The sequence below is a fragment of the Nostoc sp. genome (genome assembly GCF_036917435.1).
Lineage (GTDB): Bacteria > Cyanobacteriota > Cyanobacteriia > Cyanobacteriales > Nostocaceae > Nostoc.
Window position 1 is genome coordinate 126005 of the sequence record NZ_JBALDM010000047.1, and the last position, 22560, is coordinate 148564.

Here is a 22560-nt window from a genome sequence, read left to right on the forward strand (position 1 = left end):
TAACACGGTAAGTAGTATTAGGGTTTTTAGAAAATAACTGCAATCGTTATATAGGGGAAATTGCGCCCGAATTGTTCGGTTCTACCACTTACAACAGTACACAAATGGTTATAACCTCGTAGTTAGTAGTGAAATGTCTACCTTAGACGCTGTTAGTCGCTCTTGAATTAAGGGGTGAAAACCTGTGTACGAATGGATATTGCCAAGCCTGAGCGAAATCTTGGCCCAAAATCAATCAAGTGTGGCTGAATGTTCACCTGGGAAAGCAGAGCGGCAATGGCGTGTCAGCCTCGCAGCGACAGAACGTTTGCTATTAAATACTTTAGCTGATGATTCAGTTGACACAAACCAAGGATTAGTTTTAGCTGCACCAGCACCCTTATTCAGTCAGCCAAAACTGACTCAAAGTTTAGAAACAGTAACTTTCACGGCAAAACCATTTAATCCCTTGGCGCTGATGCCATTTCAGATGCCAGATGCCATTGCACCTATAGATGAAGAAATCGCTCCTCATGAATCGGTACTTCCCTTATTACCTGCCGATCCTCTCGGTGCAGAGCAGTTTTGCTTAGTATTTACTGATAAATTTAGATTAGTACTGGTTCTAGCAACCCACAAAAACGGTAAAAAAACCTTTTCATTTTCTTTTGAGCCAGAAGTAGTACAGCAAGCTTGGCGATCGCTCGGAGCGAGGGTAATGCTAGCTAATCCAGAATTTTTTGCCCGCCTAGATGCATTGGTACAACAGTATTCTCCCGTAGCACCAGACTACCGCATCATGGTTCAGTTTAGCCAGTTATTGCTTCAGGAATTAACAGAAGCAGAAGAGACTAGAGAGTGGGCAGTTGGAACTGGAGAAGAACCAGGGGAGCAGACAGCAGAGGGGCAAAGGGGCAGGGGGCACAAGAAGCATAACAATGCCCAATTCCCAATTCCCAATTCCCAATTCCCAATTCCCAATTCCCAATCCCCAAATCCTGATGTAGAATTGCTCCAAGCTTTCGCTCACGAAGTCCGCACACCATTAACAACTATTCGCACAATGACTCGTCTGTTGCTGAAGCGGCGAGATTTAGATACTAGTGTGATCAATCGCCTAAAAATTATCGATCACGAGTGTACCGAGCAAATTGACCGGATGGAGTTGCTGTTTAAGGCAGCAGAACTAGAAACTACTGCCTCTACAAAATCGTCAAAAACTCAACTCACGCCGATGTCTTTAGATCAAGTGTTGCAGCAAAGCATTCCCCGTTGGGAACAAGCAGCGCATCGCCGGAATTTAACTTTAAATGTTGTTTTACCCCAGCAATTACCAACTGTGGTGAGCAATCCGATGATGTTGGATCAGGTACTCACTGGTTTGATAGAGAATTTCACTCGCAGCTTACCCTCTGGTAGCCATATTCAAGTACAAGTTATCCCGGCTGGCGATCAACTGAAGTTACAATTATCTCCTCAATTCGGGTGCAAAGATTCGAGTAAATCCGCCACACCACCAATTCGCAAAGCCCTTGGTCAATTGCTGATGTTTCAGCCAGAAACGGGTACGATTAGTTTGAATATCGCCGCAACCAAGCATTTATTTCAAGCGATCGGTGGGAAATTAATTGTGCGCCAGCGTCCACACTATGGGGAAGTTTTGACGATTTTCCTTCCCTTAGAAGTTAGCAATAAGCATAAATCAGGAGCTAAAGCTTAGGAGTGAATATTCTTGAACCTCGCATTGACGTGAAGTCACGCGATTCCTGCTTCACAGATTCCTGCCTGAATTACTTCAGGTCTTACAGGTTCTCCACAGGCGTTTTTTAAAGTCTCCGTCGCACCGGCGGCGACTTTTGAACAAGTACCAAAAAGTATGTCCAGCCTCATTACCTTAAAGATTTTACCTACCAGAGGATGCGGCACAATGTACCTATTTCCTGATAGAACTCCTTATCTTTAGTTGTCGTGGTTTAGTTAGCTTTATTTTCGCTATCTATGTATTGTATCAGAATAGGTTGCGCCTAACTCATGACTCCAAGTCACGACTGTACGGGTTGTAGAAATCAACTATTTTTTAAAATTATAAAATTCACTCTAAATTAACCTGAGTTAAAGAAACCTCTTTCTGCTTTAAACTTTTGTTAAAGTCTGTCCCTCTCCAAGTCGGAGAGGGACAGACTTTACGTAGTAAAACCACGGAGAGGTCTTTCTATTAAACTAATTTATCTCACATTAAATTAAACGTTCGTTTTTCTTTCTTGTACTTATTGTTTAGGGCATCTTCATAGAGAATTGGTATAACTTGCCATTTGTAAAAATAGATGCCAAAAATGTATTTGAAGAAGAATTCAGAAGTCAGAATGGGCTGAACGCCCCGCTATTCGCGTACAGGAGTCAGAATAAATCAGTCGGGGATTCAGCGCAAAGTGCGGTCTTGGGGTCTCCCCAAGAGGAGCAACTTTGTAAGAGAGACCGGCGCAGGATTTTGAGCTACTGAACGGTAGTTCAGTAGGGGTTTTAAACCCAATTATTCATCCACCAGTCGTACAGAATACCCAACTGAATTCTGACTCCTGACTCCTGAATTCTGTTCGATAAATTCTGCCTAAGAACCAAGTACAGATTTGTGTGAAAATCAACAAAAAAATTATGGCAAGTTTTGAAGTAATTGAAAAAGAAAGCTTACGTTTAGTCAAGGTAACTTTGCAAAACGAAACAGTACGGACTGAATCTGGTGCTATGTATTATATCCGTGGCAATGTTCAGATGCAATCTAAAGCCCCTTCAGCAGGTGGGTTTTTAAAATCCTTAGCCACGGGAGAAAACATTTTCCGCCCTACATATACAGGTACGGGTGAATTATATTTAGAGCCGTCTTTAGCGGGATATCACATTTTAGAATTAGACGGTAGTGAATGGATTTTAGATAGGGGCGCTTATTGGGCTAGTGATGGCACGATAGAAGTAGGAGTTGAACGAAACAAATTTGTATCGGGCTTAATTGGTGGCGAGGGCTTGTTTCAAACAAAAGTTAAAGGCAGAGGGAAAGTGGTAATGGTAGCACAAGGCCCTGTAGAAGTAATCAATTTACGAAATGACCGATTAGTTGTTGATGGAAATTTTGCGATTGCTCGCACAAGTACCTTAAATTATCGCGTTGAAAAAGCTACTAAATCTCTTTTAGGTGCAATGACTTCTGGTGAGTTTCTCGTCAATACTTTTGAGGGAACTGGGACTATATTACTGGCTCCTGTACCATATTGGCAAGTTATGATGCTCCGACAAATTACCTCCGTGCTACCAAAGACTTCGAGCTAAGAATTATCGGTAAGTTTGAGAGAATAAGGAATTAAAAAATAATTATTTCTAATTGCAATAATTAGCTGGTTATTAAAGTTTTAATTCCTTTTATTAACTTAAGGGATAATCATAATTTATCACTCATTTTCGATTGCGATCGCTTTTGGGGTATCGTCAACAGTTGCTAGTTGCACTGTAAATGTGGAACCTTCATATAATTTACTTTTTACAGAAATAGAACCGCCACAGCGCAGTAGTAATTGCTGTACTATTGTTAACCCCAAGCCAGCACCAGCATAATCTTCAGTAACTCCTGTACGCACACGATAAAATCGGTCAAAGATTTTAGAAATCTCGCTTTCGGCAATACCAATACCTGTGTCGCGGAATTCTAATTGGACATAATTGCCTTGAAGACGGGCACGCACCCATACTTCACCCCCATTAGCAGTAAACTTAATGCTATTGTGCAGTAGATTAATGACAATCTGTCTCAGCCCACCACTCACACACCAAATAGATGGAAGTTCAGTGGGTACGGTGTAGGCTAGCATAATCCCTTTTTCTTGAGCTACAGGTTGGTAGGTACTGACTACTCCAGGTACTACATCTGATAGCCGCACCGACTCCAAAGTCATCCCATCCAAATGACGTTCTAGTTGCACCAATTCAAGCAAACCACTAATTAGGGAATTTTGCTGATCGCACTGGGTATTTAACATCTGCAAATAACGTTGTCGCTGCGGGGGTTTGAGATTAGGAGAATTCAATAACGAAAGTGCTGTCTTGATATGCGTCAGGGGTATACGCAGTTCTTGACATAGATTTTTCAGATATTCATCTTGTAGTTGTTCTTTATTGTGCAGTTCTTGATTTATCTGCTGCAACTTGGTAGTGCGGGCTGTGATGATTTGACGATTAATTTCATCCTGTCGCAGGAGTTGTTTGGCAAACAGTTGAGTCATCGTTGCGGCTTGGGGCATAGTTGGACAAATAAAATCAGCAGGTACAATTGGCGATGATTCTGGCGCGTAGACACCCAGTGGCTTGTCGTCAGACATCGCTTTTTCGATACCATCTAATACTTGCTGAATTATTCTCCCTTCAACGGTAGTTATAATCAGCAATGGCTGATTTTTATTAGTATTTACCTTCGCCGATGTCTGATTTTTGCGTTTTTTAAGTGGTCGATGAGCCAAAATTAAACTACAAAACTGCGGCGATACCACCATTAGAAAATTTTCCCGTCGCAGTTGGCTATCTGGTGGGAAGTGAACGGTGACATGATGAGAGGAGGGGGATGAGGGGGATGAGGAGGATGAGGGGGACAAAAAAGTATTTTCTTCCCCATCTCCCTTATCTCCCCCATCTCCCCTTCTCCCCCTCTCGTCAATCTGGCAAGTATAGATGAGACTAGACGCACCTACCGAAGATTGATAACGCGCTAATTCTGATTGCCAAATTTTTTCTGGTGGTAGCTTTACCCATAAAGTGGCTGCAATTTGCTGCTCAATTAGTAAGTCAATTTGCGCTCTCACCAGTGATAGCAGAGTAGCAGGACTGAGGGACAATGGTTTTGGAGGCACTTGCACTCCTATAACCAGTTGATAAACAGACAGATCCTTAGCCAGAGAAACATTCATGAGTCAAGCACAAAAAGGATGAAGCAAGAAATAATTCTGTCTTCGATTTTCACCTTTATACGTGCATTTTTTACAAAATCCCCACGGAAAGAAACATTAACTATGAAAAATGGGAATGGGGCATGGGGCATGGGGCATGGGGCATGGGGAATGGGGAATGGGGAATGGGGAATGGGGAGTGGGGAGTGGGGAGTGGGGAGTGGGGAATGGGGAGTGGGGAATGGGGAATGGGGAACTTATACTGAGCATAGCCGTTGGCGCAGCTTATCGTAGAGAAGTATGGGACATGGGGAAAGTTAGCAATTCCCAATGCCCAATGCCCAATGCCCCATGCCCCATACCCAATGCCCAATGCCCAATGCCCCATGCCCAATGCCCAATGCTCAATGCCCAATACCCAATGCCCAATGCCCAATGCCCAATGCCCAAATTAAGGTTATAGTCTTTGGTGTAAAGCGTCGCGTGCGTGTTCTCGGTCGTCAAAATGGATTTTTTCAGTGCCGAGAATTTGGTAGTCTTCGTGACCTTTACCAGCAAGCAGCACTCCATCACCTGGTTGTGCTTGTAAAATAGCGGTACGAATTGCAGTAGCCCGATCGCAAATTACAATTGGTTTTACTGTTGGGGCAATTCCTGCCAAAACGTCTTCTAAAATCCGTTCTGGGTTTTCTGTGCGGGGATTATCTGATGTCACCACTGCCACATCAGCTAATTCAGAAGCAATTTTACCCATGATTGGGCGCTTAGTGCGATCGCGATCGCCTCCGCAACCAAACACACAAATCACCTTCCCAGGTATAAACGGACGTGCAGCTTTCAACAGATTTTCCAAGCTATCGGGTGTGTGAGCATAATCCACAATCACGCTAATATCTTGCTCAGGGCTAATCTGTACCCGTTCCATCCGTCCGGGAACTCCAGGAAAGTCTGGTATCACAGATGCCACTAACTCCAAATCTAGCCCTAAGTGTAAAACTGCTCCTACGGCTGCTAGAAGATTTTCTAAATTATATTGTCCAACTAGAGGCGATCGAAAAGCTACATCACCCTTGGGTGTATGCAATGTACCACTGACACCATTCGGCTCGTAACTCAAATCACTCATCCATAAATCAGCACTGTTGTCGTTGACACTGTAACTCCAAACTCGTTCAGAATCTAACGAGGCAATTAACCGCTTTCCGTAGGCATCATCAGCATTAATTATTGCCCGTCCCTTCAGATAATCAGGGCTAAACAACAACGCTTTAGCAGCAAAGTAATCTTCCATGTCGCTGTGATAGTCGAGATGGTCTTGGGTAAGATTACTAAATACTGCCACCTCAAATTCACAACCCAGTACTCTACCTTGGGCTAAAGCGTGAGAACTTACTTCCATCACCCCGAACTCACTACCAGCTTTTACAGCCTCTGCTAGCTGCTGTTGGAGTTCCACAGCAAAGGGCGTAGTGTGGGCGGCTGTTTGCTCAAAACCTGCCCAACGAGTGTAGAGAGTTCCCATCAAAGCTGTGGCTAAATTAGCTTTGATAAGCAGAAATTCAATGATATGGGTGGTTGTAGTTTTGCCATTAGTACCAGTCACCCCTACCAGCTTGAGTTTTCGCCCTGGATAACCGTAAAAAGCACTGGCTATCTGGGCACAAGCTTGAGTTATATTACTCGCACTGATGACTACAGCCTCATTTGTTGGGGGATTTTTTTGTGCAGCTTCTGGAGAAACGATCGCAGCTACAGCCCCGGATGCGATCGCACTTTGCCAAAATTCCCCACCATCAACCCGCGTTCCTGGCATCCCAATAAACAAATCTCCCACACCACAAGCATGGGAATTTGTCTTCAAACCCCTAACTTCCACATCTGGATGGCTAGGCAATTGCTCAACACTATCTACCGCCGTTAGTAATTCCCGCAATTTCATGTTGTGAACCTCGTCACATTCTTAATCTTGCGCTTATTCTGCATTATTTTTTTCTAATTGGCTAAATACTTACGCAACATTTGCTCCAACTGCTGCACACTAGCACGAGGAGATGGACGCGGCAATAGTTTCTCACTCCCCTCTCCTCCCTCTGCGCCTCTGTGGTTCGATAAATAAAGTACAGGCACTTCATACTCATACTTAGCAAACCAATCTTCACGAGTCGTAATATCCCTAATTTCTAACTCGAAACTGAGATTTTGGATTTTTTCTAGCTTTTCTTGCAAGCCTTCGCATAAATGACAGCCTGGTTTACTGTATAAAATTAATCGCATTGTTTATTTGAGGTGTGGTAAGAAGTTATTTTAGAATAACGAACCGCAGAGGCGCAGAGAACGCAGAGGGGGAGAGATGAGAAGAGAGGAGTTTGATGTGGGTGAGTATGTTGATCTTATGGCGTTGTTGCTGGATTTGCAGCTAAGAGATGAGTATCGGGATGGGGTGGTGGCAAATTTTGAGAGAATTATGGCGATCGCTAATCTTGTTAATGAGTTTCCTTTAACAGAAGAAGTTGAAGTTGCACCTATATTTGAACCGTAAAGGTTTGTTTGTACATAAATTGCGAATTACTTTAATCTTCCAACTTACATAAATAATGGAAAGGGGAAGATATGGTGTTTCATATTAAAGATATGAAAAGAAACTGGTAGTTTAACATTTATAGTAGAAACTCAATTAAAGCAAATACCCTCATTAATAACTGAACTATCTCCTTAGTAGTATTGACACTAGCTAAAGATAATTTTTGTTACTGAAGGATGATGTAAATGTAGTAAAATGTTTCTACTATTTAGAAAGCTACTTATTTCTAGATTCCAACTATGCAAGAGTATGATGTTGTACTGATCGGTGCTGGACACAATGGACTAGTTTGTGCAGGTTATTTGCTAAAAGCTGGTTATAGCGTCCTGTTACTGGAAAAGCGTTCTGTTCCAGGTGGTGCAGCAACAACTGAAGAATGTTTACCCCAAGAGGCTCCTGGATTTAAATTTAACTTGTGTGCTATTGACCATGAATTTATTCATTTGGGGCCAGTTGTCGAAGAATTAGAACTAGAAAAATATGGCTTGCATTATTTGGAGTGCGATCCAGTTGTTTTCTGTCCTCATCCTGATGGTAAGTATTTCTTAGCACATAAATCGCTGGAAAAAACTTGTGCAGAAATCGCTCGTTATAATGAACGTGATGCCAAAAAATACGCCGAATTTGTAGATTATTGGCAACGAGCGATCGGTGCTATGATTCCGATGTTTAATGCACCGCCAAAGTCAATTATAGATATCGTTGGCAACTACGATATCAAAAAATTAAAAGATTTATTTTCGGTTATTGGTTCCCCAAACAAAACGCTGGATTTTATTCGCACCATGTTAACCAGCGCTGAAGATTTACTTAACGAGTGGTTTGATGAAGAATTTCTCAAAGCGCCATTAGCAAGACTAGCAGCAGAATTGGGTGCGCCGCCATCACAAAAGACCCTTGCCATTGGTGCAATTATGATGGCGATGCGTCACAATCCTGGAATGGCCAGACCTCGCGGTGGAACTGGCGCACTTGTGCAAGCTTTGGTGAATTTAGTCACAACTAAAGGTGGCGTTATTCTCACAGATCAGCATGTTGAAAAAGTTTTAATTGATGATGGCAAAGCTGTTGGTGTGCGAGTAGCTGGTGGTAAAGAATATCGCGCTAAACATGGGGTTATTTCTAATATTGATGCCAAGCGGTTATTTTTACAAATGACTGATAAAAGCGATGTTGATGGAGCCGATCCTGATTTATGGCAAAGGCTAGAACGTCGCATCGTTAATAATAATGAAACTATCCTCAAAATAGACTTAGCTTTAGATGAACCTCTGCGTTTTCCATACCACGCCCACAAAGACGAATATCTCGTCGGTTCTATCTTAATTGCCGATTCTGTGGCACATGTAGAACAGGCTCATAGTAAATGTACTTTGGGGGAAATTCCTGATACTGACCCATCAATGTATGTGGTCATGCCTAGTTACTTAGATCCGACATTAGCACCACCAGGTAAGCATACTGTATGGATTGAGTTTTTTGCCCCTTATCAAATTGCTGGTGCAGAAGGCACTGGTTTAAAAGGTACTGGCTGGACAGATGAATTGAAAAACAAAGTTGCAGATAGAGTGGTTGATAAGTTGTCAAACTATGCACCAAATGTCAAGAATGCAACTATCGCCCGTCGTGTAGAAAGTCCAGCAGAATTAGGAGAAAGATTAGGTGCGTATAAAGGGAATTATTATCATATTGATATGACTTTAGATCAGATGATATTTTTCCGTCCCTTGCCAGAAATAGCGAACTACAAAACGCCTATTGATAATCTATTTTTGACTGGTGCAGGAACTCATCCAGGTGGTTCGATTTCGGGGATGCCAGGACGCAATTGTGCACGGGTGTTTTTGCAGGCAAAACATCCCATTAGTCAAACCTTGAAGGATGCACGTGATTCGATTAAATCAACTGTCGAATCAGTGTTTGGCATTAGTTAAACGTTGTACAGACAGAGTATATTATCTATGGGAATTTACCACACAATTGCGATATCTACGATGGGCTAGATAACGTACATCTAGCAATCCTATTTCATTTGCTATTTAGCGAGAGGCTCAGATCCCCGACTTCTTCAAGAAGTCGGGGATCTTTTTGTTCGTAACTCCTGCACGGATTGCTATGGCAACACAAATAACTGTTTTTTTAGTGAAATAAGTTTTAAGCAATTGCTTTATGTATATTTAATATGATAACCTAGCATACGCTTGATTTTAAGAAACATCTAGGCGTCGTCAACAAAGCTCTTTCTGAAAATATAAGTAAATTAATGGGTAGAAACTAGTGTATTTTGATAATACTCAAAAAACGAACAAATTTTAATATCATCTTATAAGTTTTGTAGGTACAGCATGGTTTTTCAGCGCTGCTTCGTTGCATCTGGCTTGATAGCTTTCTTCGCATTTGGTTGTAGTGGTGGGGAAAACTCATCAATAGAAAATACTACACAAGTTGTCCAAGAAAGGAATGTAACCCAGCTTTTCATAGAAGCGAAGACTACCCAAAAAGCAGAAGATTTTTTTCATCAAGGTAATAATTTATTAGATGGACAACGTTATGAAGATGCAATAAAAGCTTACGATCAAGCGATCGCCATCAAAGCTGAAAGTCCTGAAGCTTGGATTAACCGTGGCATAGCCTTGACATCGTTGCAACGTTACAGAGATGCTCTGGCATCTTATGAGAAAGCGATCGCTATCCAACCCGACAAATATGAAGCTTGGTATAATCGTGGCATAGCTTTGACATCGTTACAGCGCTACCAAGAAGCTATTGCATCTTACGACAAAGCGATCGCTATCAAACCCGACAAATATGAAGCCTTAATTAACCAAGGCATTGCTCTGACTAAGCTACACCGCTACCAAGACGCTATTGCATCTTACGATAGAGCGATCGCCATCAAGCAAGATTTGCACCAAGTATATTACAACAAAGCTTGCTCTTATGCATTACAAAGCAATCTCGAATTAGCAATTGAGAATCTAGACAAAGCAATCAAGCTGGTTCCTGATAAATACAAAAAATTAGCAAAAACTGACCCAGATTTTAGCAAAGTGCGTAGTCAAAAGCAGTTTCAGGAATTACTGCAATAGGATTTTGTCACCACCACTCAGGTAGAATATAAGCTTGCTGTAGCAATGATTTACACATGAAAAAATTGTTAATCACCGGAGCAAGTGGTTTTTTAGGATGGCATATTTGCCAACTTGCAAAACAAGAATGGGAGATTTATGGCACTTATTTATCCCATTCTCTTGAAATTCCTGGCATAAAAATGCTAAAAGCGAACTTAACAAATTTTCAGGAATTGCAACGCATATTTAGTGATGTCAAACCAACAGCAGTGATTCATACTGCTGCACAATCACAACCAAATTTTTGTCAAACCCACCCCGAAGAATCCCACGCAATTAACGTCACAGCATCCGGGAATATTGCCGGACTTTGCGCGGATAACTCGATTCCTTGTGCTTTTACCTCAACCGACTTGGTTTTTGATGGCTTGAATGCACCCTATCGAGAAGCCGATGCGGTGTGTCCTGTCAACCTTTACGGCGAGCAAAAAGCGATCGCAGAAGCAGATATGCTAGAAAGGTATCCCATGACCGCAGTGTGTCGGATGCCATTGATGTTTGGTGCAGCCACGCCGACAGCAAAAAGCTTTATTCAACCATTTATTGAAACTTTAAAAGCAGAAAAAGAACTAAATTTATTTATAGATGAATTTCGTACCCCAATAAGTGGAACAACTGCCGCCAAAGGACTTTTATTAGCATTGGAAAAAGTTAACGGCATCATTCACTTAGGTGGCAAAGAGCGGATTTCGCGTTATGATTTTGGACAAATATTAGTTGAGGTATTTCAACTCCCCGCCACCGGTCTTAAATCCTGCCGACAAGAAGATGTAAAAATGGCAGCACCTAGACCGGCAGATGTTTCTTTGGATAGTTCCAAAGCTTTTGCATTGGGGTATCAGCCTTTATCTTTACGCAAAGAATTACAGGAATTAATTAATAGTTAAGAAAGTGTACCTCATAATTTCGGGAAGTGCTGTATACCTATTTAGTACGGTAAGTAAGTTCTAAGGGTAATATACCTCTGAGCAAAAAAATGAGTGTTATTACTGAAGCATTATCAGTATTTGCACCGTATTCTCTTCATTTGTAGAGCCACATTACGAGATTATCAAGAAAGCATAAAGGTATGCATTAATACGTAAGTTGTCGATTAAAACATCCATTAACTCAATCAAAGTTTAAGAGATACAAAGATATGTCAAGTAAAGTTGCTAAAGAATTGGCAGATTTTTTGCTGCAAATAGAACAGCGATCGCAGTTTCATGCCGGCTATCCATATAATTTAAATTGTGATTATACTCCCCTCGGCAAATTTTTCAATCATCTATTAAATAATGCTGGAGATCCATATATAGAGCCAGATTTTGGTCTCCATTCTCGTAAGTTTGAGCAAGAAGTATTATCTTTTTTTGCTCACCTCTATAAGATTCCAGAAAATCAGTTTTGGGGTTATGTTACTGCTGGTGGAACTGAAGGTAATTTATATGGGATATTCTTAGCAAGAGAAATCTACCCTAATGGGATTCTTTACTCATCACAAGACTCTCATTACTCAATTCCCAAAGCTGCAAAATTATTCCGCATTCAACATAATGTTGTTAATTCGCAAATTAATGGAGAAATGGATTATCACCATTTTGAACAACTCCTAAGCAAAAATAGTAGTTATCCAGCCATCATCAATTTAAATATTGGGACTACTGTCAAAGGTGCAATTGATAACTTAGACAAAGTTCTAGAAATTTTAGAACGCAATCAGATTAAAGATTACTATATTCATTGTGATGCTGCACTTTCAGGATTAATGTTACCGTTTTTAGATGGGGCTCCACAAGTTAACTTTAAAAAACCCATAGATAGTGTAGCTATTTCTGCTAAATTCATTGGTTCTCCCTTACCTTGTGGTGTAGTTTTAACTAAGAAAAAATGGGTAGAAAAAGTTGAAATAGAAATTGAATATATTGGTTCAAAAGATACAACTATTCTAGGATCTAGAAATGGTCATACTCCCCTAATCCTCTGGTATGCAATAAAAACAAGAGGTTATGAGGGATTAGCTAAAGAGGCAAAGACCTGTATTCATAATGCCCAATATCTTTTTCAACAGCTTCAAATTAGAGAATATCCATGCATGTTAAATAACTTTTCCAATACCGTCGTGTTTCAAAAACCTTCTCAAAGGTTAATTAAAAAGTGGCAATTAGCAGTTTTTGAAAATTGGGCGCACATTATTGTTATGCAGAATATCGATCGTAATAAAATCGATATTTTTATTAATGAACTATTGTTAGAAGAAGGGCTAGTTGATAATGCAGAAGAATTGCAACTACAGCGAGTACTACAACACTAATCTAGACTCTCAATTGGAAATAAATGCTCAACTTTACAAGATATTTTTCCAAACAAAATTTGATGGCAATCAATTTATATCTTTAAAAAGTTTTTGTAACACACGTTAGCAGCAAGTAGCATTTCTACTTCTGCACTTCCCATAGGTGGTAAGAAAAAATATCCTTGCCCATAATCACATTGTAACGCCTTCAACTGTGCTAATTGTTCTACAGTTTCTATCCCTTCTGCTGTTACAGACATGTTTAAATTATGAGCTAATGTCACAATCGCTCTAACAATTTCCAAATTTTCTCCTCGACTACCTATATTAGTTACAAAAGAGCGGTCAATCTTAAGGGTTTGGATTGGTAGGCGGTGTAAATAACTCAAGGATGAATAACCAGTTCCAAAATCATCCATGTGCATCTCAACATTTAACTCTGTTAACTGAGAAAGCACAGTTGTAGCTAATTCAAAATTATCCATCAACAAGGTTTCCGTAATTTCTAACTTCAAACTGCATGGTTCCAACCCAGTTTCCTGCAAAATATGTTTAACTTGCTTAAACACATCGGGTTGCGTAATTTGTTTCCCAGAAAAATTTACGCTAATTGTCAAAGGTCGTGAACTAGGAAATTGTTGATGCCATCTGTGCATTTGCTGACAGGCTTCAGAAAGCACCCATTGCCCTATATTAACAATCATTCCAGTTTCTTCCGCTAGGGGAATAAAATCTTGAGGGGAAATAAGACCTCGTTCTGGATGATACCAACGGATTAGAGCCTCAAACCCAATCATTTTACCAGTTATCAATGAAATAATTGGTTGGTAATCAAGGCGAAATTCCTCTTGCTTGAGCAGCGCATTTCGCAGAGCAGTTTCTAATTCTAAGAGCAAAGATGCACCCTCGTGCATCTTTTGGTCAAAGACCTCATAACGTGCCTTACCAAGTGATTTGGCCCGGTACATTGCGACATCAGCATCGCGGAGAATCTGCGCTGCTTGCTCATAATCTGGTTTACTTAAAGCGATGCCAATACTAGCGTTAGTAAAGACCAGATGCTCATTTAATTGAAAGGGCAAAGCTAGCACTTTTTTAATCCGCTCGGCTACCTGTATGGCAATGTTAATATCCTCAACTTCTTCAATTAAGATGGTGAACTCGTCTCCACCAAAACGAGCAACAATATCTCCACCTCGCAGAACTGATTTTAGCCGATGAGAAATTGCAATCAAAAGTTGATTTCCTAGTAGATGTCCTAAGCTATCATTAACAACTTTAAAACGGTCTAGGTCTAAGAATAGTACGGCAAATAAATAATTATTTTGCTCTTTATTGTACTCTATTGCCTGCTGGACTCGCTCCATAAATAATCTTTGATTAGGTAATCCGGTTAGCCCGTCATGAAGACTATTGTGCAGTAATTGCTCTTGTGCTTGTTGACGCTTCATAATATCTTGTTCTAGTTGTTTATTCACTCTAATAAGTTCAACTGTGCGTTCTATAACCAGTTGCTCAAGCTGATAACGATATTGCATTAACTCTTCTTCTAGTAACTTCCGCTTAGTAATGTCACGGATAATCACAACATACTCTCGTAGCTGAGAATTAAATGGCTGTGAAATAGTCGATTCAACAATTCTTAGACCTTGGTTTATTTTTAAGGTTTGTTCAGTCCTGATAGACCATTGCTTTGGTTTGCCGCGATAGGATATTAAGAGTTGATTCAAGTTTTGCCCAATTAACTGCTGAATAGTTGTTTGAAATAATTCTTCAGCTGCGGTATTTGTCTGACAAATTTTACCGTTTTCATCTAAGACTAAAACTGTATCTGGAACAGTATCAAGAGTAGTAATAAATAGGTTCTTTGCTTGTTTGCGAGCCTCATCAATAGCAACAATTTGTGGTAAAGTTGTCCAGCAAGCGATGGCTACCCCAATCAAAGAAAGCGTCACTAACAGAATAGCTAGTAAAGAGTTTTGAGGATTATCCCCAACTCTGCCTAATAAATCGCGGATAACCCAACTGCTTGTAGCAGTAATACAGATTAATGATACTAGTACCATTACCTGTAGTATTAGAAAGTCTGAATTGTTTCTACTAGACCAAGTGTAGTAACGCTGTGTCCACCATTCTAAATGTAATGGCGCAAATCTTAAGCGACGTAGCCATAAATCTCCGATCATCAGAAAAATGGGTAACAACAATCCCACTAAAAAATCTCTCCAATTCCAAGCGAAACCTCCTACTATTAGAACTACTGCTTCTACAAAGAAAAAACCAAGTGACAACCAAGGCCATAAAATATAGGGTTTTCCTCGACATAGCCATAGTCCCAGATGTAATCCCATAATGGACATCAGATAACAAGTACCTGCTACTGTCACAAGTTGAGATACATTTCCAAAATTTAGACACAGCAAACTGATTAGAAAGGTAATAGAGATAGCAGGGCCAAGGACACCTTGACGAGAAACTAATGCAAATATGGGAGCAATCTGTCTATCTACGGCAAGTTGAAATAATATCCGGGGAGAGTTAGAAACTGCCGTCGCCGAACTTAGAAGGCAAGATACAGTAATCAAAAGTGTTACTAGAAAAAAAGCAGATTCACCCCAAAAAGGTTTAGAAGCCTCTACCAGATTTAAGAATACATCTTCACCTATTGTTGGATTGTGAGCCGAACACATTAATACCCAAGAACCACCTAAAAAGACTGGAGGAATTAACCAAGCAGCTACGGTTAAGAACTTTAAGGTTTTATACGGATGGTGGCTATCAGCAACAAAAGAAGAAGTGGTTTCGCAAGCATAAATTGAATAGCTAGCCAGAAAAAACCACTTTGCCCATTCTTCAAAGGTCAAGCTATCTGTGCTAGCTGGAATAAATTGAAAGCTAGTATTTGAGAAGACTAACCATAAAACGCCTTGAATAGAAAACAATAGCAGCAATAAAATCGCTGGAAATACAAAAAATAAATGCAGGAGCGCTAAAGCACGAGTCCCACTGAACGCTAAAATAAAAGGAATCGCTGTAAATAGAAGTTTTAATAAAGTTTCTGGGCAAGAAATACCTAATGTTTCAAAATTGACTTTAATTAGGTCTGTGAGAATAATTGCATACAATGCTGGTGCTGCTGCCCAGCTAAAAAAGTATCCCAATGATACGTAACGCCCGAAGACAGGAAAATTTTCTAATAACCTTGTCGTATAATTTGGTGTTCCTCCAGCCACATCTGGCCAATTTCTACCTAGACTTTGTACCTGCAAGTTCAGCAAAATAGAAATGACCGTGCCAACCAACCAAACTAGTATCGCTTTCGGCCCTAACGCAGCATGGATAATGGGGGCAGTACCAATCCATCCCACATGGCCTGTTAAGCCAAAGCCCCAGGTTTCGACATAACTCAGTGTCCGTGGTAGGCTTATTACCGAGTTCTGATTTTTCTCTACCTGTATAGAATTATTAGTAAGCATTTTTTCTTAGTGAGATTTACTGGCCTTTTCACTCAATAGCCGAATCTCGCTATATATAGCTTCCGTATAACTGCTGAACTTATGAAAAAGAGAACTTACTTATAGCAATCTTATCTAATTTATGAAAATTCGTGCTGTCTAGATCCCCGACTTTATAAAGCTTGTCAGGGATCTATTCTTTCACGAATAATTTAGCATTGCTATATTACGCCTGATTATTTTCCTCTCCAACGCTAATAAAAAAGGGATTATGGTTAGGTTTTTAGAGCTTTTGCAACAACTCTTGAGTTAACTGAAAAAATGCTTTTGAACCAGCTGATTGGGGAGCATTTAAAACGGCTGGCATAAAACTATCAACAGCCTTCGCAACATTGACATCAACTGGTATTTGTACTTTACAAATTTTCTCTACTCCAAAATCTTCCACAACACGATGCATTACTTGTTTATAGTATCTGCCAGTCAGAAGGTTAGCGCTGGACATGCTGAATATAATTCCCAGCATTTTTATATCTATTTTGCTTTCATGCCCATGACTGTCTTTTAATTGGGCAATGCGTCTTTCTAGTAGTTGAATACCCACTACAGATAAGGGTTCTGGTTTCGCAGGAAGGATGTAGAAATCGCTGGCAGCTAAAGCGCTACGAGTCAATAAATTATATCCAGGGGCACAATCGAGAAGGATAAAATCATATTCTTGACGAACTGGTTTTAAAATGTTATTTATCAGCACTCTTTCAAAGCGATTCCAAATCATTTCAAAGTCCTGTTCACCTAATGCAGTTGCCTGTTTATGTAGCATTTCTGAAACAACAAATTCATCATATAAATCGATGTCTCCCGGTAATAAATCCAGTCCGGGAAGATTGCAAACCGGGGATTGAATTATATCTTTAATTGTCAGTTTTGCTTGTGGGTCTGGATTGATCACTTCATCAATCAGATACCTAAATGTCTTACTTTGTTTACGACGTTTGGCAAAATCTAAAGGCGACATCAAACTAAGTGTGGCGCTAATTTGGCTGTCTAAATCAAGGACAAGCACCCGCTTGCCATGATTTTTAGCTAAACAGGTAGCTAAGTTGACGGTGAGGGTGGTTTTACCAACGCCACCTTTCATATTTGCAGTAGCAATTACATATCCCATTGGTTAAGTCCTTTGTTGACGCATTCACATCTAGGTAGCGTACACCGCTCTCGATTTTAGGACTTACGCAAAATTACGCGCAGTATGGGCAATTCATGAATTGCCCATACTGAAAAATCAAGGTTTGGGCTATTTTTTGCTTAAGTCCTGGATTTATTAAATCTTCCATTAAATTTAATATTTTGAGAAACTCAAAAGGCGAGATTGTGTCAATTGTAGGCGTTGAGTTAGGTAACACGATTGAATTTTAGCTGTAGTACTGCGATAATCTAGCGATTCTCAGCCCTTGTGAAGTGCAAGAACCCCACGCCCAACCGGTGTACCTAAGAAACCTCACCCTGGTTTTACTATGTAAAAGCTGTGCCTCTCCTTAGTAAGGAGAGGGATTAAAGATTAGGGCAGGGTGAGGTTTTTGTTTTGGTTTGGGTAATTCGATGACTTGTGTGTACACCTAGCGCAAGCGGGGAGGGGGCTATGATGCACCTTGTCTCGTTTGGAAACGCTATAAGTAGATTTACCTCTGTGCTGTACTAGTTAAATTGCTGTCACTTTGGTTGAAAGCTAGATAACATTAGATTCGGCGGCGTGTTTTCTGTTCGGGAGTGCCAAAATGTCTAAACAACTGGGTCAAAAAATTGCACCTACACCTATATCAAATGATATCAATGTAGTGGATTTGATCGATCAATACTTCACTGCTTACAACTCAGCCCGGTTGCGGGAAATCTGCCAACTTCTGAGTCGTGATGTGCTGACGGAAGGTGTCACGGTGGGAGTTAGTCTTTCTGGTGCGATGACACCAGCAGGATTTGGGGTTTCAGCGCTTGCACCCTTAATTCGTAATGGCTTTATTGACTGGATGATTAGCACTGGTGCAAATCTTTACCACGATATGCACTATGGTTTGGGTTTTGAACTTTTTGCTGGTAATCCGTTTTTGGATGATGTGAAGCTGCGCCAGGAAGGAACTATTCGTATTTATGACATCATCTTTGGTTACGATGTGCTACTAGAAACTGATGCCTTCATTCGCAAGATTTTACAAGGGGAAGCGTTTCAGAAGCGGATGGGAACTGCTGAGTTTCACCATTTACTGGGTAAGTATGTTCGGGAAGTAGAAAAGCAGTTGGGTGTGCAACATTCCTGCTTGCTGGCTACAGCTTATGAGTATGGCGTGCCTATATATACGTCTTCTCCAGGAGATAGCTCTATTGGGATGAATGTGGCGGCTTTGGCTTTGGAAGGTTCGCAGTTGGTGATAGATCCATCAATTGACGTAAATGAAACGGCTGCGATCGCATACAATGCCCGTGAGTCAGGTGGTAAAAGTGCGGCGGTAATTATTGGTGGCGGTAGTCCTAAGAACTTTTTACTCCAAACTCAACCGCAACTTCACGAAGTATTAGGGCTAGAAGAACGAGGACACGATTACTTTATCCAGTTTACCGATGCACGTCCAGATACAGGCGGTTTGTCTGGAGCAACCCCATCGGAAGCTGTTAGTTGGGGTAAAATTGACCCGGAAGAGTTGCCTAACACAATTGTTTGTTATACCGATAGCACGATCGCTCTACCATTGGTAACAGCATACGTCTTGAATAAGTGCCAGCCTCGTGCCCTGAAGCGGGTGTACGACAAGCGAGAAGCTATTTTCGATAAACTCCAAAAAGACTATCTAGCAGCCAAAAACCAACCATCAGATCGGATTCCGGCAGCAGTGGGTGATAGTGCTTCACAGCAAACAGCGACTTATCCTTGTGGTCGGCTGATTCCTAATCCTCATTAGGTGGGGAGTGGGGAGTGGGGAGTGGGGAGTGGGGAGTGGGGAGAAGAATTAATAAATAACCAATACCCAATACCCAATTCCCAATCCCTTCTTTGCAAGGGAATGAGAGTAAGATGTTTATGAAAAGCACTACCTTAATAAAGGTATAAAATATTGCATTGGCTTGCTGCTTCAAAAAGTAAACTTTGATCGGATGTAAAATCGCACTGCGATCGCCTAAAATTTAATGTTGATAAAGTCGTATTTATAAACTTAGTCAAAATCCAATGAATCACCAGCGTGCGAATACTCTCAAAGCTGCATTTCAAGTTTGTAATGTTGAACCGCTAGAGGGTGAAGAAATGGAGCGCTACTATGTTGATTTATCAGCAGTCCGCAAAACTTCAGCAATTGAAGAAGTTAGTCAAATTTTAGACTTTCAAGAACCCACAGATTTCCGCACAATTTTGTTTACTGGACATCGCGGCTGTGGCAAAAGTACGGAGTTAAAACGCATTCAGAAGCAATGGGAAAAACAATACCACGTAATTTATTTAGAAGTTAACGAAGAAACCGATATTAATGATGCTCGTTATACAGACTTATATTTAATCGTCATCAAACAAGTAGAATTTGAGTTGCGTAAGTTAGGTTTAAAATTTGATACTCAACTTTTGGAAAACTTTGAATCTTGGTTTAAAGATATTACCAAAGAAACCGAAGAAACTGTGGAAAAATCTGTGAGTATTCAGGGAGAAGCGACTCTCAAACCAGAAGCTCCATTTATTGCGAAATTGATGGTCAAATTACTGGCACAAATTAAAGGATCTGATAAACAAAAAACTACTATTCGCCAAACTTTAGAAAAAGATTTATCACGTCTGAAGGCAGATATTAACCTTTTATTGGGAGATGCTTACGTTAAACTCCGAAAAAAATTCCCTCAATATAAGGGTTTATTGATTATTTTTGACAATATGGATCGTGTACCACCAACGATTGCAGAACATTTATTTTTTGATTATGCACCTCAATTACAAGAACTAGATTGCACCATAATTTATACAGTGCCAATTTCTGTACTTTGTTCGCCTAAAAACCCACTCAATCAGTTTGATGGGAATCCTCATATTGTGCCAATGGTGAATATTTATGAATTGGAACGCGATCGCTGTGATTTAAACTACAATCAAACGGGACTAGAAGCAGTTGCTAGCCTCATTGAAAAGCGGGTAGATATTGATGCTATATTTGAATCTCGCCAGGAATTGCTAGATTTAGCAAAAGCCAGTGGAGGACATGTCCGCCAATTAATGCAGATGATACAGACTGCTTGCTTAACTGCTAGCACTCGCAAACATCCTAAAATTATTGCCGAAGATATTATCTATGCTGTGAAACAACAGCAATTTAATTTTGAAAGGTTTATTCCTGAAGAACATTATGCGTTTTTAGCCCAAGTTTGTATAACCAAAAATGTCAGCAAAGATGATATCGGTCAGTTGATGCTGTTTAACACTTCAGTTTTGGAATACAACGGCAATAAACGGTGGAATTACCCCAATCCAGTGGTGAAACAAAATGAATTCTTCCAGAAAGCCATCAAATCGGCACTTGCAGCGCAACCTTAGTTTAGAGATAGGGGCATTTATCGCGCTTAATCAAGATATATTTGCTGAATTAATAACCTTTGTAGACTTTGCAGAAAAATTTACCATTGGTTTTGTAGAAATTAATTTTCACCCAGATGTAGAAATATTAGTAGAGGCGCTAAAGACAAATCCTGAGTGTCGGGATATTCAGTTTGTGACTCTGAATTTTTCTGATGAAAATTTGCGATTTCTCAGGGATGAAATTATCAAAATATTACCAACTATTGAGATAGAATCTCACAAAAAATTAGTCTTGATTGTAGAAGGTTTAGAAAAGTCTATTGGCGTTTATGGAGACTACCCGCCAGTTTTACAAGACCTCAATTTCGTCCGAGATGCTTATAAAAGAACTGTTCCTTATCCGATTTTGTTTATTTTACCAGATTATGCCCTGACTCGGTTAGCCAAATTTGCTCCTGATTTTTGGGCTTGGCAATCGGGGATGTTTAGGTTTCAAACACCTCAAATTACTAAAGATAATGCAATTAATGAGGCTCAAAATACTGAGAGAATTATAGACAGATTAGAACCTCCAGAAAAGCAAGAGCGGATCGATTTATTACACCGCCTATTAATGGAATATAAACCTACTGGACATCAGGCGGTAGGAGAAAACCTCCGCAACTGTAGTAATATTTTGCATCAGCTAGGAGTTGCTTATCTGAGTAAGAAAGAACCTATAAAAGCTAGAGAATATTTAGAAGAAGCCGAAAAAATAGCTCATGAGTTTACAGATTCTAATTTCTATGCCGAAGTCCTCAACACATTAGGAGATTCTTATCGGCAGCAAAGGCAATTTGATACAGCGATCGCTTATTATCAAAAATCTTTAAGTATTTCACAGCAACTTCAGAATCATCGCGGCGAAACTGCTGCTTTATTTAAACTGGGGAATGCTTATCTAGAGTTGAGACAATTTACACGGGCGACAACTTTCTATCAACAGTGTTTAGAAATTGAGCAACAAATAGGCGATCGCTATTCTTCTGCTAGCACCTACCACCAGTTGGGAATGGTTGCCCAAGATTTGCGGGAATTTGAGGAGGCGCGACGTAATTACCAACAAGCTTTGGCAATCGACATCGAATTTGGCCATCGCTATTCTTCTGCTGGCACTTACCACAATTTGGGAATAGTTGCCCAAGATTTACGTGAATTTGAGGAGGCGCGGCGCAATTACCAACAAGCTTTGGCTATCAAAATCGAATTTGGCGATCGCTATAATCAAGCTAGCACCTACCACAATTTGGGAATAGTTGCCCAAAATTTGCGTGAATTTGAGGAGGCGCGGCGCAATTACCAACAAGCTTTGGCTATCAAAATCGAATATGGCGATCGCTATTCTTCTGCTAGCACTTACCACCAGTTAGGAATAGTTGCCCAAGAATTGCGTGAATTTGAGGAGGCGCGGCGCAATTACCAACAAGCTTTGGCTATCTTCATCGAATTTGGCGATCGCTATTCCCAAGCTAGTACCTACCAGTGTTTAGGAACGCTTGCAGAAGCAGAAGAAAACTATGCAGAGGCGAGGGTTAATTTGCAGACAGCGTTGGAGATATATGTTGAGTATAAGGATGAATATTGGGGGGCGATCGCACGGGAGGCGTTAGAAAGATTACCAGAGTGATG

General features: G+C 40.4%; 18 protein-coding genes. 12 read left to right on the top strand and 6 right to left on the bottom strand.

The window, feature by feature from the left end:
* Positions 1-184 precede the first annotated feature (184 nt).
* Entirely contained in the window at positions 185-1699 is a 1515-nt protein-coding gene (locus V7K98_RS23580) for a sensor histidine kinase (protein WP_335026244.1), read from the top strand.
* A gap of 35 nt (positions 1700-1734) precedes the next feature.
* Here V7K98_RS23580 and V7K98_RS23585 read toward each other — a convergent pair whose 3' ends face one another.
* Entirely contained in the window at positions 1735-1905 is a 171-nt protein-coding gene (locus tag V7K98_RS23585; protein ID WP_335026246.1) for a hypothetical protein, read from the bottom strand.
* Between the two features lie 726 nt (positions 1906-2631).
* Here V7K98_RS23585 and V7K98_RS23590 point away from each other — a divergent pair.
* Complete coding sequence (locus V7K98_RS23590; protein WP_335026248.1) at positions 2632-3300, top strand: AIM24 family protein; 669 nt, start codon at positions 2632-2634, stop codon at positions 3298-3300.
* A 119-nt stretch (positions 3301-3419) separates the two neighbouring features.
* Here V7K98_RS23590 and V7K98_RS23595 read toward each other — a convergent pair whose 3' ends face one another.
* Positions 3420-4925 (bottom strand): DICT sensory domain-containing protein, encoded by a 1506-nt coding sequence (locus tag V7K98_RS23595; RefSeq protein ID WP_335026250.1) that lies wholly within the window; start codon positions 4923-4925, stop codon positions 3420-3422.
* 102 nt (positions 4926-5027) lie between these two features.
* Between V7K98_RS23595 and V7K98_RS23600 the strand changes: the two genes are divergently transcribed.
* Positions 5028-5198 carry a hypothetical protein gene (locus V7K98_RS23600; protein ID WP_335026252.1) on the top strand — a complete coding sequence of 57 codons (171 nt, stop codon included), beginning with the start codon at positions 5028-5030 and terminating at the stop codon, positions 5196-5198.
* On the top strand, positions 5146-5367 hold the full coding sequence (locus V7K98_RS23605) for a hypothetical protein (protein ID WP_335026254.1): 222 nt from the start codon (positions 5146-5148) through the stop codon (positions 5365-5367). The genes V7K98_RS23600 and V7K98_RS23605 overlap by 53 nt, the downstream gene beginning before the upstream one ends.
* On the opposite strand, the gene V7K98_RS23610 is transcribed toward V7K98_RS23605, so the two are convergent.
* Both V7K98_RS23610 and V7K98_RS23615 read right to left on the bottom strand, forming a co-directional pair.
* Entirely contained in the window at positions 5362-6843 is a 1482-nt protein-coding gene (locus V7K98_RS23610; RefSeq protein ID WP_335026256.1) for a UDP-N-acetylmuramoyl-L-alanyl-D-glutamate--2,6-diaminopimelate ligase, read from the bottom strand. The two genes, V7K98_RS23605 and V7K98_RS23610, sit on opposite strands and share 6 nt — an antisense overlap.
* Positions 6844-6896: 53 nt before the next feature.
* The gene (locus V7K98_RS23615) at positions 6897-7178 is read right to left on the bottom strand and encodes a glutaredoxin family protein (protein ID WP_335026258.1); all 282 of its coding nucleotides are present in this window, start codon (positions 7176-7178) and stop codon (positions 6897-6899) included.
* Positions 7179-7254: 76 nt separating this feature from the next.
* On the opposite strand from V7K98_RS23615, the gene V7K98_RS23620 reads away from it, so the two are divergent.
* The 5 genes from V7K98_RS23620 to V7K98_RS23640 all read left to right on the top strand — a co-directional run bounded on the left by V7K98_RS23620 (position 7255) and on the right by V7K98_RS23640 (position 12909).
* Positions 7255-7443 (top strand): DUF4089 domain-containing protein, encoded by a 189-nt coding sequence (locus tag V7K98_RS23620; protein WP_335026260.1) that lies wholly within the window; start codon positions 7255-7257, stop codon positions 7441-7443.
* 281 nt (positions 7444-7724) lie between these two features.
* Complete coding sequence (crtO, locus tag V7K98_RS23625) at positions 7725-9419, top strand: beta-carotene ketolase CrtO (RefSeq protein ID WP_335026262.1); 1695 nt, start codon at positions 7725-7727, stop codon at positions 9417-9419.
* Positions 9420-9830: 411 nt separating this feature from the next.
* Complete coding sequence (locus V7K98_RS23630; RefSeq protein WP_335026264.1) at positions 9831-10574, top strand: tetratricopeptide repeat protein; 744 nt, start codon at positions 9831-9833, stop codon at positions 10572-10574.
* Between the two features lie 56 nt (positions 10575-10630).
* On the top strand, positions 10631-11503 hold the full coding sequence (locus V7K98_RS23635) for an SDR family oxidoreductase (RefSeq protein WP_335026266.1): 873 nt from the start codon (positions 10631-10633) through the stop codon (positions 11501-11503).
* A gap of 251 nt (positions 11504-11754) precedes the next feature.
* Positions 11755-12909, top strand: a complete 1155-nt coding sequence (locus tag V7K98_RS23640) for a histidine decarboxylase (RefSeq protein ID WP_335026268.1) — start codon at positions 11755-11757, stop codon at positions 12907-12909.
* Positions 12910-12983: 74 nt separating this feature from the next.
* Here the strand turns inward: V7K98_RS23640 and V7K98_RS23645 are convergent, their stop codons facing one another.
* Positions 12984-16367 (bottom strand): EAL domain-containing protein, encoded by a 3384-nt coding sequence (locus V7K98_RS23645; RefSeq protein WP_335026270.1) that lies wholly within the window; start codon positions 16365-16367, stop codon positions 12984-12986.
* Between the two features lie 262 nt (positions 16368-16629).
* Complete coding sequence (locus V7K98_RS23650; protein ID WP_335026272.1) at positions 16630-17514, bottom strand: ParA family protein; 885 nt, start codon at positions 17512-17514, stop codon at positions 16630-16632.
* A 610-nt stretch (positions 17515-18124) separates the two neighbouring features.
* Between V7K98_RS23650 and V7K98_RS23655 the strand changes: the two genes are divergently transcribed.
* From V7K98_RS23655 to V7K98_RS23665, 3 genes are all read left to right on the top strand, one after another.
* Positions 18125-19300: a homospermidine biosynthesis protein gene (locus V7K98_RS23655; protein WP_335026274.1), complete on the top strand. Its 1176-nt coding sequence runs from the start codon at positions 18125-18127 to the stop codon at positions 19298-19300.
* Positions 19301-19566: 266 nt separating this feature from the next.
* A complete protein-coding gene (locus V7K98_RS23660; protein WP_335026276.1) occupies positions 19567-20910 on the top strand; it encodes a P-loop NTPase fold protein in 1344 nt (447 codons plus the stop codon).
* A complete protein-coding gene (locus V7K98_RS23665) occupies positions 20861-22558 on the top strand; it encodes a tetratricopeptide repeat protein (protein WP_335026278.1) in 1698 nt (565 codons plus the stop codon). The genes V7K98_RS23660 and V7K98_RS23665 overlap by 50 nt, the downstream gene beginning before the upstream one ends.
* The last annotated feature ends 2 nt before the right edge of the window (positions 22559-22560 follow it).